The 14,785-nt window shown below is 66.1% G+C and carries 14 protein-coding genes; 5 read left to right on the forward strand and 9 right to left on the reverse strand.

Annotated elements, in window-relative coordinates; genetic code table 11:
• The first annotated feature begins 47 nt into the window (after positions 1-47).
• The 5 genes from ACFPO9_RS25750 to ACFPO9_RS25770 all read left to right on the forward strand — a co-directional run bounded on the left by ACFPO9_RS25750 (position 48) and on the right by ACFPO9_RS25770 (position 9,525).
• Positions 48-1,985, forward strand: a complete 1,938-nt coding sequence (locus ACFPO9_RS25750; protein WP_379776843.1) for a prolyl oligopeptidase family serine peptidase — start codon at positions 48-50, stop codon at positions 1,983-1,985.
• A 12-nt stretch (positions 1,986-1,997) separates the two neighbouring features.
• Positions 1,998-6,161 (forward strand): SNF2-related protein, encoded by a 4,164-nt coding sequence (locus tag ACFPO9_RS25755; protein WP_379776845.1) that lies wholly within the window; start codon positions 1,998-2,000, stop codon positions 6,159-6,161.
• 82 nt (positions 6,162-6,243) lie between these two features.
• Complete coding sequence (locus tag ACFPO9_RS25760; protein ID WP_379776847.1) at positions 6,244-8,193, forward strand: DUF885 domain-containing protein; 1,950 nt, start codon at positions 6,244-6,246, stop codon at positions 8,191-8,193.
• Positions 8,194-8,310: 117 nt separating this feature from the next.
• Entirely contained in the window at positions 8,311-9,117 is an 807-nt protein-coding gene (locus tag ACFPO9_RS25765) for a CsgG/HfaB family protein (RefSeq protein ID WP_379776850.1), read from the forward strand.
• 204 nt (positions 9,118-9,321) lie between these two features.
• Complete coding sequence (locus tag ACFPO9_RS25770; protein WP_379776852.1) at positions 9,322-9,525, forward strand: hypothetical protein; 204 nt, start codon at positions 9,322-9,324, stop codon at positions 9,523-9,525.
• A 73-nt stretch (positions 9,526-9,598) separates the two neighbouring features.
• On the opposite strand, the gene tatC is transcribed toward ACFPO9_RS25770, so the two are convergent.
• From tatC to hisH, 9 genes are all read right to left on the reverse strand, one after another.
• Positions 9,599-10,351, reverse strand: coding sequence for a twin-arginine translocase subunit TatC (gene tatC, locus ACFPO9_RS25775; protein WP_379776855.1), 753 nt, complete (start codon positions 10,349-10,351; stop codon positions 9,599-9,601).
• Between the two features lie 7 nt (positions 10,352-10,358).
• A complete protein-coding gene (tatB, locus tag ACFPO9_RS25780) occupies positions 10,359-10,868 on the reverse strand; it encodes a Sec-independent protein translocase protein TatB (RefSeq protein ID WP_379776858.1) in 510 nt (169 codons plus the stop codon).
• A gap of 9 nt (positions 10,869-10,877) precedes the next feature.
• Positions 10,878-11,126: a Sec-independent protein translocase subunit TatA gene (tatA, locus tag ACFPO9_RS25785; RefSeq protein ID WP_379776861.1), complete on the reverse strand. Its 249-nt coding sequence runs from the start codon at positions 11,124-11,126 to the stop codon at positions 10,878-10,880.
• 90 nt (positions 11,127-11,216) lie between these two features.
• A complete protein-coding gene (locus tag ACFPO9_RS25790) occupies positions 11,217-11,591 on the reverse strand; it encodes a histidine triad nucleotide-binding protein (protein WP_379776863.1) in 375 nt (124 codons plus the stop codon).
• Positions 11,592-11,657: 66 nt separating this feature from the next.
• A complete protein-coding gene (locus ACFPO9_RS25795; protein ID WP_379776866.1) occupies positions 11,658-11,996 on the reverse strand; it encodes a phosphoribosyl-ATP diphosphatase in 339 nt (112 codons plus the stop codon).
• The gene (gene hisI, locus ACFPO9_RS25800) at positions 11,993-12,448 is read right to left on the reverse strand and encodes a phosphoribosyl-AMP cyclohydrolase (RefSeq protein WP_379776868.1); all 456 of its coding nucleotides are present in this window, start codon (positions 12,446-12,448) and stop codon (positions 11,993-11,995) included. Before hisI ends, ACFPO9_RS25795 begins: the two co-directional genes overlap by 4 nt.
• 22 nt (positions 12,449-12,470) lie before the next feature.
• Positions 12,471-13,232, reverse strand: coding sequence for an imidazole glycerol phosphate synthase subunit HisF (gene hisF / locus ACFPO9_RS25805; protein ID WP_379776870.1), 762 nt, complete (start codon positions 13,230-13,232; stop codon positions 12,471-12,473).
• Positions 13,233-13,352: 120 nt separating this feature from the next.
• Positions 13,353-14,129: a 1-(5-phosphoribosyl)-5-[(5-phosphoribosylamino)methylideneamino]imidazole-4-carboxamide isomerase gene (gene hisA, locus ACFPO9_RS25810; protein WP_379776872.1), complete on the reverse strand. Its 777-nt coding sequence runs from the start codon at positions 14,127-14,129 to the stop codon at positions 13,353-13,355.
• A gap of 13 nt (positions 14,130-14,142) precedes the next feature.
• On the reverse strand, positions 14,143-14,784 hold the full coding sequence (hisH, locus tag ACFPO9_RS25815) for an imidazole glycerol phosphate synthase subunit HisH (RefSeq protein WP_379776875.1): 642 nt from the start codon (positions 14,782-14,784) through the stop codon (positions 14,143-14,145).
• Position 14,785 lies beyond the last annotated feature (1 nt).

Here is a 14,785-nt window from a genome sequence, read left to right on the forward strand (position 1 = left end):
GCCCCGGACGCGACTTATAATGCACCTCTCGCCTTCCTGGACAGATCATGACCGACTCCTCCCGCAAGCAGGCCGCCCCATGCGGCGCCTGGACTTCCCCGATCACCGCCGCCGTCGTCGCCGCGGGCTCGACGCCGCTGTCCGGCGTATTGCTGGACGGCGCCGACCTGTTCTGGCTGGCCGGCCGCGCCAGCGAAGGCGGCCGTACCACCCTGCTGCGCGAGCGCGATGGCCGCGTCGACGAACTCACGCCGGCGCCCTTCAATGCCCGCACCCGGGTGCATGAATACGGCGGCGGCGCGGTGCTGGCGGCGGACCAGCGCGTATGGTTCTCGAATTTTGCGGACAACCGTATTTACCGCGTGGATCCCGACGGCAGCGAACCAGTGGCGGTCAGCGAAGGCGGCGCCCTGCGCTGGGCCGACTTCGTGCTGGACCACGCCCATGTGCGCCTGGTCGGCGTGCGCGAAGACCACTCCGCCGGCGAGACCTACCCGGTCAACACCCTGTGCGCCCTCGGCGCCGACGGCAGCCAGATGGTGCTCGACCAAGGCTACGATTTTTACGCTTCGCCGCGCATCTCGCCGGACGGCAAACAACTCGTCTGGCTGTGCTGGAACCACCCGCGCATGCCCTGGGAAGGCACGGAACTCTGGCTGGCCGACATCGCCGCGGACGGCAGCCTGGCCAATGGCCGCCTGATCGCCGGCGGCGACAGCGAAGCCATCGTGCAGCCGGAATGGTCGCCAGGCGGCATGCTCTACTTCGTGTCGGACCGCAGCGGCTGGTGGAATCTGCACCGCTACGAACACGGCGTGGTGTACCCGGTCTGCCCGCGCGAGGCGGAGTTCGGGCTGCCGCAGTGGGTGTTCGGGCAATCGATGTACGGCTTCGCGTCCAGCGACGAGATCGTGTGCGCCTATATCGAGGGCGGCGTCAGCCAGCTCGCGCGCTTCGACACGCGCAGCGGCGCCCTGACGGCAATCGCCACGCCCTACCAGGACATCCGCGACTTGCGCGTCAGCGGCGATACCATCGCTTTCCTGGGCGGCGCCCCGACCATCGCCGCGGAAGTGGTGCGCATGGACCTCGCCAGCGGACGGCGCGAAGTGCTGGCGCGCTCGATCGAGCAGTTGCCGGACGTCGGCTATTTGTCGGTGCCGCAGACGGTCAGCTACCCGAGCGCCAACGGCCGCACCGCGCACGCCTTCTACTACCCGCCGACCAACGCGGACCATGCGCCGCTGCCTGGCGAGCTGCCGCCGATGATGGTGATCGGCCACGGCGGCCCGACCGGCATGGCCAGCAGCACCCTGAAACTGGCGACCCAGTTCTGGACCAGCCGCGGCATCGCCGTGCTGGACGTGAACTACGGCGGCAGCACCGGCTTCGGCCGCGCCTACCGCGACCTGCTGAAGGAGCAATGGGGCGTGGTCGACGTCGAGGACTGCGTGGCCGGCGCCCAGTACCTGGCGGACCAGGGCCTGGTCGACCGCGAACGCCTGCTGATCCGGGGCGGCAGCGCCGGCGGCCTGACGACTCTATGCGCCCTCGCCTTCCACGACGTGTTCAAGGCCGGCGCCAGCTATTACGGCGTGTCCGATCTCAAAGGGCTGGACGCCGATTCGCACAAGTTCGAATCGCACTACAACGAGTACCTGATCGCACCGAAGGCCAGGGCCGACGCCGTCTACGCGGAACGCTCGCCGATCAAGCACACCGATAAACTGCGCCGCCCGATGATCTTCTTCCAGGGCCTGGACGACAAGGTGGTGCCGCCGCCGCAGTCCGAGGTGATGGTCGAGGCGCTGCGCAAGCGCCAGGTGCCGGTCGCCTACCTCACGCTGGAAGGAGAAGGCCACGGCTTCCGCAAGGCGGACAGCATCGTGCGCACGCTGGAGGCGGAACTGGTTTTTTATCTGCGCGTGTTCGGCATCGCGGTGCCCTCCAATCTGCCCGGGGTCGAGATCGAGAATCTCGGCTGAATGAGTCGCCGCATGAGTGTGGAAGTGCTTGGCGCGATCTTCGACGCGTGCAGTGAAAGGCGCAAGCTGATCCTGGCCCTGCTGGCCCTGTCCGGCGAGCCCATGGGACGGCGGCGCATCCACGAGCATTTGCAGCCGCTGGGCGACAGCGCGGTCGAAGACGATATCGCCGAGGACCTGGAGGCTTTGCGCACGGATGGCCTGATCGCCGAGCTGCCTTCGCGCGGCTACGTGATCGCGCCGGACCTGGCCTGGCCGGCAATCGCCTGGGCCATCCGTGGCCGCCGCCTGCACGAGATCCGCGAGGTCTACCAGACCGTCACGCCGCTGCGCCTCGACTGGCAGGGTACGCCCATGCTGCGCAGCTACCGCCAGGGCGTGGCCCTGCTGCGCATGGCCCTGCTGGCCGGCGAAGGCCCGAAGACCATCGCGCCGCTGCTGGCGGCCTGCCTGCGCTGCCACGAGGCGGCCTACCTGCACCCGCTGGTCGACATCTGCGCCCGTCCCTTCGAGCCTGAGCTCATCGAGCGCATCAACTCTGCGTCCCGCGACGAGGTGCTGGCGGTGCTGGTCGGCCACGTCCAGCGCGAACCGGCCAGCGCGCCGGCCATCCGCGCCTATGCCGAGGAGCTGGTGGCCCAGGGCGGCGCCTCGATGGCGCTGCGCATCGCGCTGGCCGAGCACTTGATCCTGTGCGGCCGCCTGGACTCTGCCAGCGCACTGCTGCACGAGCTGGACGAATCCGCGGCCCTGTACTACCGCAGCGTGCTGCAGTTGCTGCGCGGCGACCTGGAGGAAGCCCTGGCCGGCTTCGACAAGGCCCTGAAAGCCCTGCGCAAGGAAACCGGCAAGAGAAAGGCCATCTTCGAAGGCATCGGCGGCCACCTGTACGTGACTGCCCTGCTGAAAAGCGGCGATCCGAAGCACGCCAAGGCGCTCGACAGCTATCTCGATTCGGCCACCCGCGCCGTGCAGAGCCACGACACCGCCGTCTACCAGCAACTGTCGATGCTGCGCCAGATCCGCGGCGGCACCGTCGACGCCGAAGTGCTCCCCTCGCGCAACTGGGAGACCTCGCTGCAGCCGGTGATGTTCCGCGCCCTGCTGCACTGGTGGCTGGGCATGCCGCAACTGGCCGACCGTCAAGCCTTCCTCGAACAGCAAATGGAGGCCGCCGAAGCGGCCGGCTTCGACTTCATCGCCGCGCAGATCGGTTCCGTGCTGGGCCAGCTGGGCATGGTGGGCATCGACAGGCGCGCGATCGCCCTGCGCCAGCGCCACCGTTTTACCGACATGGCGCTGTGGTTCGAGCGCGAGCAGCCCTGGGAGCGCCAGCTCAACGCCCTGATCAACCTGCAGCCGGCCGTCAACGTGGAGGTGGTGAAGGAATCGCGCCTGGCCTGGCTGCTCGGCTGGGACGAGCACCTGGGCGTGCGCGCGCTGGAGCCGCGCGAGCAGAAGCGCGACGTGCAGGGCGGCTGGACCCGCGGGCGGCCGCTGGCCTTGAAACGCCTGGCGGAGGACGCGGCCGAACTCGACTTCCTCACCGCCCAGGACGTGCAGGTGGCGGCTACCATCGGCGCCTACCGCTACTACAGCGGCACCGGCATGCGCTACGAGTTCGACCTCGACAAGGCGGTGGCGCTGCTGGCCGGCCACCCGCTGCTGTTCTGGATGGACTCGCCCGGCACGCGCATCGAACTGCTGCCCGGCGAGCCCCAGCTGATGGTGCGGGCCGGCGGCGGCAAGGTCACGATCTCGCTGAATCCGCCCATGCGCGAGCAGCAGGGCGAAGTCGTGGTGACCAAGGAAACGCCAACCCGCCTGCGCATCGTGCGCATCAAGGAAGAACACAAGCGCATCGGCGCGATCGTCGGCGATGGCCTGGTGGTGCCGCTGGAAGCGGAAAAGCGCGTGCTGCAGGCGATCAGCGCGATCTCCTCGATCGTGACGGTGCAGTCGGACATCGGCGGCAGCCCGGCCGACATCGAACAGGTGACGGCCGACCTGCGCCTGCACGTGCACCTGCTGCCCTACCAGCAGGGCCTGCGCGTGCGCGTGCTGGTGCGCCCGCTGCCCGACGCCGGTCCATTCCTGGAACCCGGCGACGGGGCCGAGAGCATCATCGCCGACGTGAATGGCGTGCGCATGGAAGCGAAACGCGACCTGAACGCCGAGCGCGAAGCGGAGCGCCGGCTGCTGGCCGATTGCAAGGCGCTGGAAAACGCCGAGCACGAGCACGGCGAATGGCTGCTCGGCCAGCCCTTCCACTGCCTGGAGCTGCTCACCGAGCTGCAGGAGATCGATGCCTCGCGGGTGGTGATCGGCTGGCCGGAGGGCGAGTCCTTCCGCATCACCAAGAAGGTCTCGTCGAAGTCGGTGCGCCTGAACATCCGCCGCGACAAGGACTGGTTCGCCGCCAACGGCGAGGTGCAGATCGACGAGAACAAGGTGATGAATTTGCGCGAGCTGCTCGGGCGCCTGCGCGAGGACCGCTTCGTGGCCCTCGGCGACAACCAGTTCCTGGCCCTCACCGACGAGCTGCACCGCAGGCTGACGGATTTGTCGGCCTACACCGATGCGGACGACGAGGCGCTGCGCTTCCACCCGCTGGCCAGCTTCGCGCTGGAAGAGATGGCGCTGGAGGCCGGCGAAGTCGACGCCGATGCCGCCTGGCGCAAGCACCTGCAGCACATGCAGGCGAATGCCGATTACCAGCCGCAGCTGCCGACCACCTTGCAGGCCGAGCTGCGCGACTACCAGGTCGAGGGCTTCGAATGGCTGTCGCGCCTGGCGCACTGGGGCGTGGGCGCCTGCCTGGCCGACGACATGGGTCTCGGCAAAACCCTGCAGGCGCTGGCCCTGATCCTGTCGCGCGCACCGGGCGGCCCGACCCTGGTGGTGGCGCCGACCTCGGTCGCCACCAACTGGATGGCGGAAGCGCAGCGCTTCGCGCCGACCCTGAACATGCAGCTGTTCGGCGCCGGCGACCGGCGCAACATGCTGCAGGAGGCCGGCGCCTTCGACGTCATCGTCGTCAGCTACGGCCTGCTGCAGCTGGAAGCGGCGCTGTTCAAGGACGTACGCTGGCATACCATCGTGCTGGACGAGGCCCAGGCGATCAAGAACGCGCACACGCGCCGCTCGCAGGCGGTCATGGCCCTGCGCGGCGATTTCCGCATGGCGGCCACCGGCACGCCGCTGGAAAACCACCTGGGCGAATTGTGGAACCTGTTCAGGTTCATCAACCCCGGCCTGCTCGGCACCAGCGACCAGTTCAATTTGCGCTTTGCCGGCCCGATCGAAAAAGCCAGCGACAAACGCGCCGAGCTGGCCGCGCGCACGCGCCTGCGCCGCCTGACCCAGCCTTTCATCTTGCGCCGCACGAAAGCGCAAGTGCTGTCCGAGCTGCCGCCGCGCACCGAGATCGTACTGCCGGTCGAGCTCAGCGCCGAGGAAACCGCGCTCTACGAATCGCTGCGCCGCGACGCCCTGGAGCGCATCGCCACGATGGAAGCGCAGGTAGGGAGTAATGCGGCGCAAAAACAGATCCAGATCCTGGCCGAGATGATGAAGCTGCGCCGCGCCGTCTGCAATCCGGTGCTGGTGGCGCCCGACAGCGGCATCCGCAGCAGCAAGCTGGAAACCTTCGCGCGCCTGGTCGACGAATTGCTCGAGAACCGGCACAAGGCGCTGGTGTTCAGCCAGTTCGTCGATCACCTGAGCTTATTACGCAAGCACCTGGACGAGCGCGGCATCCGCTACCAGTACCTGGACGGTGCTACGCCGATGCAGGAACGGAAGCGCCGCGTGGACGCCTTCCAGGCCGGCGACGGCGACCTGTTCTTGATTAGCCTGAAGGCCGGCGGGGTCGGCATCAACCTCACCGCCGCCGACTACGTGATCCACATGGACCCGTGGTGGAACCCGGCGGTGGAAGACCAGGCCTCGGACCGCGCCCACCGCATGGGCCAGCAGCGCCCGGTGACCATCTACCGCCTGGTGGCGCGGCACACGATCGAAGAAGGCATCGTCGACCTGCACCGCCACAAGCGCGACCTGGCCGACAGCCTGCTGGAAGGCAGCGACGTGTCGGCGCGGATGTCCCCGGATGACATGCTGGCCATGCTGCAGGCCGGTCTGACGGGCGTGCGCGCGCCGGCGCTGGATACGTGACGTATTGTTTCAATATCCCGCAAAGGCCGGGAATGGTGCTAATCTGGCGCCCGCCATTTTTTAATCAGGCAGACAGAACACGATGATGAAAACGAAAATCGCTCTTGCCGTCCTGCTCACCAGCTTCGTGCTGGCGCCGGCAGGCGCGCGCACCAGCAAGGCGGCCAAGCCGAAGCAGACCAGCAGCGCCAAGGCGAAGCCATCGGCCAAGGGCAAGGCGCCATCGAAATCGTCGGCGAAGGCCGATGGCAAATCGAACAAGAGCAAAGGCAAGGGCAAGGCAGCCGTCGCCGCCGCTCCCGTCGCAGCGGCAGCGCCAGTCGCAGCGGCAGCGCCGATCGCCGCCCCGACCTCGCAAAACCGCAACGACCGCTACATGGACTCGCAAGCCATGCAGTTCCTGACCGCCCTGTGGCGCGTCGATCCGGAAGGCGGCATCTACGTCGGCAAGTTCGACGCCGCCGCCAAGCTGACCATTCCGGACGCGCCCACCCGCGCCAAGGAACTGGCCTTCACCGACGAGTGGCTGGCAAAATTCCGCAAGCTGAACGCGGACAAGCTCTCGCCCAACCAGCGCACCGACCTCGCGGTCCTGATCAACAAGCTGGAGTACGACCGCTGGAAGCTGGCGGTGCTGCGCGACTTCGAGTGGAACCCGGCCCAGTACAACGTGGCCCAGCCGCTCGACCTGATCCTGAATACCGAGTACGCCGCCAAGCCGCAGCGCCTGCGCACCATCCTCAAGCGCCTGGCCGACGTACCGGCCTACTACCAGGCAGCCCAGTCCTCGATCCTGAACCCGACCCGCGAGCATACCCAGCTGGCGATCTCGCAGGCGCCGGGCACCCTGGTGGTGCTGGCCGACGTCGGCAAGGCGGCCCAGGACTCGGCCCAGCTGACGCCGCAGGAAAAGGCGATCTTCGCGCAACGCGTGGCGAACGCCGGCAGCGCGGTGCTGGCCTGGGTCGATTTCCTGAGCGATCTCGATAAATCCCAGGAGCAGATGCAGCGCGCCCGCTCGTTCCGCCTCGGGAAAGAACTGTACGAGCAAAAATTCGCGCTCGAGATCCAGTCCGCCAGCACGGCCGAGCAGACCTATCGCAAAGCCCTGGCCGCGCGCGAAGAGCTCCTGGCACGCATGGACGGCCTGGCCGACCAGCTGTGGCCGCAGACCATGGGTAGCGCGCCCAAGCCAGACGACCGTTTCCGGAAGATCGGCATGGTGATCGACAAGCTCTCGCTGCAGCACGTCGCACCCGCCGACTTCCTGCCCGAGATCCGCCGCCAGATCCCCCAGCTGCAGGATTACGTCATCAAGAACAATCTGGTGAGCATCGATCCGAGCAAGCCGCTGGTGGTGCGCGAGACCCCGCTGTACCAGCGTGGCGTGGCCGGCGCCAGCATCGACGCGCCGGGACCGTATCGGCCGAAAGACAAGACCTATTACAACGTCACGCCGCTGGATGGACTGACGCCGCAGCAGGCCGAGAGCAGCCTGCGCGAGTACAACAACTGGATGCTGCAAATCCTGAACATCCACGAGGCGATCCCCGGCCACTACACCCAGCTGATGAACGCCAACCGCTCGCCCTCGCTGGTGAAAGCCCTGTTCGGCAACGGCGCGATGGTCGAAGGCTGGGCCGTGTACGGCGAGCGCATGATGCTCGAATCCGGCTACGGCAACAACGCGCCGGAACTGTGGCTGATGTGGTGCAAGTGGAACCTGCGCAGCGTCTCCAATACCATTCTCGATTACGGCGTGCACGTGCTCGGCATGACGCGCGAGCAGGCGCTCGACCTGCTGGTGCGCCAGGCCTTCCAGACGCCGCAGGAAGCCGTGGAAAAATGGCGCCGCGTGCAGCTGTCGTCGGTGCAGCTGACCAGCTACTTCAGCGGCTACAGCGACATCATGGAACTGCGCGAGCGCCGCAAGCAGCAGCTGGGCGAACGCTTCAACCTGAAGACCTTCCACGACCAGTTCCTCGGCTACGGCAATGCGCCGGTGAAGATCATCGGGCAGTTGATGCAGTAAAGGTAAGGCGGCATGAGGCAGATCGATCATGCCGCCGCTGCTTGATTGCCCACAAGCAAGAACATCCGGCAAGCCCTTACGATGGCGCGATTTCCCCGCCACTCGCAAAGGACGCCCATGAAGCTGCCACGCCGCTCCGCCTGCCTCTTCCTTCCCCTCCTGTTGTCCCTTCCCGCCTGCGGCACCGCGCCGACCCTGGGCGCGGCCGGCGCCAAGACCGTCGCCACCGGCGCGGCCGGCGGCGCCACCTCGGTCGGCGCCAACGGCCAGCTCGAACGCTGCGACCGTTCGCTGGGCACGCTGGCCATCGTCGAGGAATCGAATCAACCCTGGGTGAGCCAGCTCACCGCGACCTACCGCACGACGAGCACGGTGCCGCTGCTGCGCATGATCATCCAGCAGTCGAACTGCTTCGTGATCGTCGAGCGCGGCCAGGGCATGCGCCAGATGCAGGGCGAGCGCCAGCTGATGCAATCGGGCGAGCTGCGCAAGACCAGTAACTTCGGCAAGGGCCAGATGGTGGCCGCCGACTACACGATGACGCCCTCGATCACCTTCAGCCAGAAGGGCACCAGCGGTGTCAACGGCCTGCTGGGCGGGCGCATCGGCGCGGTGGCCTCGCTGATCGGCGGCTCCGCGAAATCGAACGAAGCCTCGACCATGCTGCTGCTGACCGATAACCGCTCAGGCATCCAGCTGGCCGCGGCCGAAGGCAGCGCGCAAAACTGGGACATGGGCTTCATGGCCGGCTTCTTCCAGCACGGCCTGGCCGGCGCCAGCGGCTTCAGCAACACGCCGGAGGGAAAAGTGCTGGCGGCCTCCTTCATGGACTCGTACAACCAGATGGTCAAGGCAGTGCGCGCCTATAAAGCGCAGTCGGTCGAAGGCGGCTTGGGGAATGGCGGCGTCCTGAAGACCAACTGAGCCAGCTCGCGCCGGCGTGTGTTGGCCCGCTCCCGACACCGCCGGCGCAAACTGTTGTTCCGCGACCGACTTTTCCCCTTCGAAGAGCGCCTGCCAAGACGTTTATCCCCGTGTCAGTGGCTGGCACGCCTCGTGCTGTATGGAGATCCGTGGACGAAAAAAACGTCCCGCACTTTCCGAAACCAGCTACTGAAGGGGAACATCATGAACGTCCACAAACACATGGAAGCCATCTTCGTCGCCGCACTCGCCACCGTCGGCTTCGGTACGATGTTGATCGATAGCGTACCGGAAGCGGGCGCCAGCTCGCGAGCCCCGGTAATGCGCGACGTGGCGGCGCAGGGCACGAAGCAGGACGCTGCGCCGGTTGCCATGCTGTGCGCGCCCAGGGCCGCGCATCGGGCGTGACCCGCGCTGCCCCGGAAATGAAAAGCGGCGCTCCCGGGCGCCGCTTTTTACATGATCGGGTGCAGGCCCGGAATCAGGCGTGTTCTTCCGGCGCCCGCGACACGCGCACGAACACCGGCGCCAGCAGCAGGCCGAGTTCGAACAGCAGCCACATCGGCACCGCCAGGGCCAGCTGGCTGACCACGTCCGGCGGCGTGACGACCGCCGCGATCACGAAGGCGCCGACGATGATGTAGGGGCGGAAGGATTTCAGCTTCTCGACGCTGACGATGCCCATCCGGACCAGGATCACGACCACCACCGGCACCTCGAAAGTGGCGCCGAAGGCCAGGCACATCGAGATCACGAAATCGAGGTAGTTCTCGATGTCGGGCATGACCGCGATCGAAGTCGGCGCGAAGTGGGTGATGAAGTGGAATACCCGTCCGAACACGAAGAAGTAGCAGAACGCGACGCCGGCGATGAACAGCAGCGAGGACGAGATCACCAGCGGCAGCACCAGCCGCTTTTCGTGGGTGTACAGGCCGGGTGCGACGAAGGCCCAGGCCTGATAGAAGACCCAGGGCAGCGACAGGATCAGCGCCAGCACCAGGGTCACCTTCATCGGCACCAGGAAGGGCGCGCTGATGCCGGTGGCGATCATCTTGGCGCCCACCGGCAGCGAGGCCAGCATGGGTGCGGCCAGGTAGTCGTAGATCTGCGCCGGGCCCGGCCAGGCCAGCAGGGCGATACAAACGATGGCGACCCCGATCACGGCCTTGACCAGGCGGTCGCGCAATTCGACCAGGTGCGAAATGAAAGTCTCGCCTGCAGCTTCGTCAGCCATCTAAGCTCTAGAAAAAGGAAGTGTTGGACTTGGCGCCGGGGCGGAACTTGCGCACGCGCGCCGCGCCCGACAGCACGTGCTGGCGGCCGCCGTGGCGGTTCTTGTACCAGGATGGAATGCTGGAGGTCTTGACCAGCTTCTTGCGGCGGAATTCGCGCGCCTTGCGCTCGATGTCGTCCGGCGTGACCGAGGGCGAATACGAGGAAGCGCTATCGCCGCGCCAGGCCGATTCGACCTCGCCCAGGTGCGAGGACACCGTGTTCTCGACCTCGGCGCCGAAACTCTCGACCTCGGTCTTGAAGCTGTGCGCGGTTTCCTGCACCTCTTTGTGCAGGTTGCGCAGCTCTTCCATTTCGATCTCGCGCGAGACTTCCGACTTCACCTCGTGCAGGTAGCGCTGGGCGCGGCCGTACAAGGTGCCGGCCATGCGCGCCACCTTGGGCAGCCGCTCGGGACCGATCACGATCAGCGCGACCACCCCGATGACGGCAAGTTTGGAAAGCCCGAGATCGATCATGAAATCAGATTACGAGCGGTTCTTTTCGCGAGTTTCGACGTCGATCGTGGTCTGGGACTTGTCGACGACCTGCTGCGGCGGCGCCGGCGGCACGCTGGCATTCGCCTGGCGCTCTTCTTCGCTGCCCTTCACGCCGTCCTTGAAGCCCTTCACGGCCTTGCCCAGGTCGGAACCCGCGTTCTTCAGCTTGCCGGTACCGAACACCAGGACCACCACCACCAGCACGATCAGCCAGTGCCAAATACTAAACGAACCCATTGTTTTCTCCTTGTGGGCCTACGCCCGAATTCGCATGAAGCCTAAGCGCAGTATAAGCGATGATTACCCGGCATGGCTTCTTTCCTGAAGTTAAGTCCCGAGCCCGCGCCACGGACGCTTGCCGCCGTACACGTGCAGGTGCAGGTGGTAGACCTCCTGGCCGCCGTCCGGACCGCTGTTGACCAGGGTCTTGAAGCCGCCGCTGCGCTGGCCGTCGGGACCTTGCTTGACGGAGATACCATGTTCGGCAGCCAGTTTCGGCGCCAGGGCCAGCATCTTGCCGAGGACCGCCGCATGCGCATCCGTGCAGTCGGACAGCGTGGCCACGTGCTGCTTGGGGATGATCAGCAGGTGGACCGGCGCCGCCGGGTTGATGTCCTTGAACGCGAGCAGCTCGTCGTCCTCGTACACCACGCCCGCCGGAATCTGTTTTGCGGCGATCTTGCAGAAGATGCAGTTGTCCATGTTCTCTCCTTCAGCACAATATTTTATTCGGATCGGATGACAGCGCCGTGACGCCGTCCTGGCTGCTTACTCTTTGCGCGCGGCCTTTTCCTCGATCCCGGAAATGCCTTCGCGGCGCGCCAGTTCGTCCAGCACCTGCTGCGGCGTCAGGCCGAAGCGCGCCAGCAGCACGGCGGAATGGAACCACAGGTCGGCCACTTCGTACAGCAGCTTGGATGCGTCGGCGCCGGCGCGCACGTCCTTGGCCGCCATCACGGTCTCGGTGGCTTCTTCGCCGATCTTCTTGAGGATCGCGTCGTCGCCTTTGGCGAACAGTTTCGCGACATAGGAGGTGGCCGGATCGCCGCCGTTTTCCGGCTTGCGCGATTCGATCACCGCCGCCAGGCGGTTCAGGGTGGTACTCATAGGTCTTTCTTTTGATGCGTCTTCTTCGATTTGGGATTGGCGTACATCTCCGCCGGGTCCTTCAGCACGGGCTCGGCGTCATGCCAGTCGGCCCCGTCGAACTTCTGGAAGAAGCATGAATGGCGGCCGGTATGGCAGGCGATGCCGCCGGCCTGCTCGACCTTCAGCAGGACCACGTCTTCGTCGCAGTCGAGGCGGATCTCCAGCACTTTCTGCACGTTGCCGGACTCTTCGCCCTTGTGCCACAGCTTCTTGCGCGAACGGCTCCAGTACACCGCTTCGCCCAGCTCCACGGTCTTGGCCAGGGCCTCGCGGTTCATCCAGGCGAACATCAGGATATCGCCGCTGCCCGCTTCCTGGGCGATCACCGGCACCAGGCCGTGCTCGTCCCACTGGATTTTCTTCAGCCAGGGCTGGGCCGGGATCGATGGGGTCGTTGTCGGGGTAACCATGTCGTGTCCAGTTCAGTCCAGCTCAGTCTAATCTCATCGGGATGCCGCGCTCCGCCATGAAGCGCTTGGCTTCACCGACCGTGTGCTGCCCATAGTGGAAGATGCTGGCGGCCAGCACCGCATCGGCGTGGCCTTCCAGGATGCCGTCGGCCAGGTCCTGCAGGCCGCCCACGCCGCCGGAAGCGATCACGGAAATGCCGACCGCGTCCGAGACGGCGCGCGTCAAACCCAGGTCGAACCCGGACTTGGTGCCGTCGCGGTCCATGCTGGTCAGCAGCAGTTCGCCGGCGCCCAGGCTTTCCATTTTTTTCGCCCACTCGACGGCGTCGAGGCCGGTCGCATTGCGGCCGCCATGGGTAAATACCTCCCACTTGCCGGGCGCAACCTGCTTGGCGTCGATCGCCACCACGATGCATTGCGAGCCGTGCTTTTGCGAGGCCTCGAACACCAGCTGCGGGTTGGTCACCGCCGAGGTATTCATCGAGACCTTGTCCGCGCCGGCGTTCAGCAGGCGGCGCACGTCCTCGACCTTGCGCACGCCGCCGCCCACCGTCAGCGGGATGAAGACGGTCGAGGCGACCGCCTCGATGATCGGCAGGATCAGGTCGCGGCCGTCGCTCGAGGCGGTGATGTCGAGGAAGGTGATCTCGTCGGCGCCCTGGCCGTCGTAGCGGCGTGCGATTTCGACCGGGTCGCCCGCATCGCGCAGCTCGGTGAAATTGACGCCCTTGACCACGCGGCCGCCGGTGACGTCGAGACAGGGGATGATGCGTTTTGCGAGCATAAATATTTAGTTACCGTAAAAACCGTCATTCCCGCGAAGGCGGGAATCCAAGTTTGCATGCGTTTCGACTGCTCGTCCAACTTGGGTTCCCGCCGCCGCGGGAACGACGGTGGAAGCTGATTAAGCTTGCGCTCCTTCGGTCAGCTCGTCGGCGCGCTCCTGGGCGCTGGCCAGGTCGAGCGTGCCTTCATAAATCGAACGGCCGCAGATCACGCCTTCGATGCCTTCGTCCTGCACCGCGCACAGCGCTTCGACGTCGGCCAGGTTGTGCAGGCCGCCGGAAGCGATGATCGGGATCCTGACCGCTTGCGCCAGGCGCACGGTCGCTTCGATGTTCACGCCGCCCATCATGCCGTCGCGGCCGATGTCGGTGTAGATGATCGATTCGACGCCGTAGCCCTCGAACTTCTTGGCCAGGTCGATGACTTCGTGGCCGGACATCTTGCTCCAGCCGTCGGTGGCCACTTTGCCGTCCTTGGCGTCCAGGCCGACGATGATAGCCCCGGGGAAGGCGCCGCAGGCGTCGTGCAGGAAGCCCGGGTTTTTCACCGCGGCGGTGCCGACGATGATGTAGGTGATGCCGTCGTCCAGGTAGCGCTCGATGGTGTCGAGGTCGCGGATGCCGCCGCCGAGCTGGACCGGGATTTCGTCCAGGTCGTTCTCGACGGCATATTCCTGCACCACCTGAATGATCGACTTGATCGCTTCCTCGTTCTTCGGCTTGCCCGCGAAGGCGCCGTTCAGGTCGACCAGGTGCAGGCGGCGCGCGCCCTTCTTGAGCCAGTGCAGCGCCATCTCGGCGGGATCTTCGGAGAACACGGTGGCGAGTTCCATATCGCCCTGTTTCAGGCGAACGCAGTGACCGTCTTTCAGGTCGATGGCGGGGATCAGCAGCATGGTCGTAAAAAGGTTAAGGATTCCAGTGGATGAAATTGCGGTACAGGCGCAAGCCGGCGGCCGCGCTTTTCTCGGGGTGAAACTGGGTGGCGACGATGTTGTCGCGTGCGACCGCGCAGCAGTAGGCGCCGCCGTAATCGGCCTCGCCGATCGTGTCCTGCGGATTGGCCGGCTGGGCGTAATAGCTGTGCACGAAGTAAAAGTATGCACCGTCCTCGACGCCATCCCACAGCGGGTGCGCGCGCACCTGGCGCACGCGGTTCCAGCCCATCTGCGGGACCTTGAAGCGCGAGCCGTCGGCCTGCAGCTTGCCGTCGAGCTGGAAGCGCACGACCTTGCCGGGCAGCAGGCCCAGGCCCGGCGTGCCCTCGTTTTCCTCGCTGGCGTCGAACAGCATCTGCTCGCCCACGCACACGCCCATCACCGGGCGCGTCTTCATGGCGCGCAGCACGGCTTCCTCGGCGCCGGATTCGCGCAGGCTGTTCATGCAGTCGCGCATCGCGCCCTGCCCCGGCAGCACCACGCGGTCGGCCGCATCGATGACGGCGGCATCACTGGACACGATGACCTCGGCTTCAGGATCGGCGGCGCGCAGCGCCTGCGCCACCGAGCGCAGGTTGCCCAAGCCATCGACCACAACAATCTTGTTTGCCATA

Origin of the sequence: Massilia aerilata, from assembly GCF_042656905.1 — a bacterium.
Classification (GTDB): Bacteria; Pseudomonadota; Gammaproteobacteria; order Burkholderiales; family Burkholderiaceae_D; genus Telluria; species Telluria aerilata.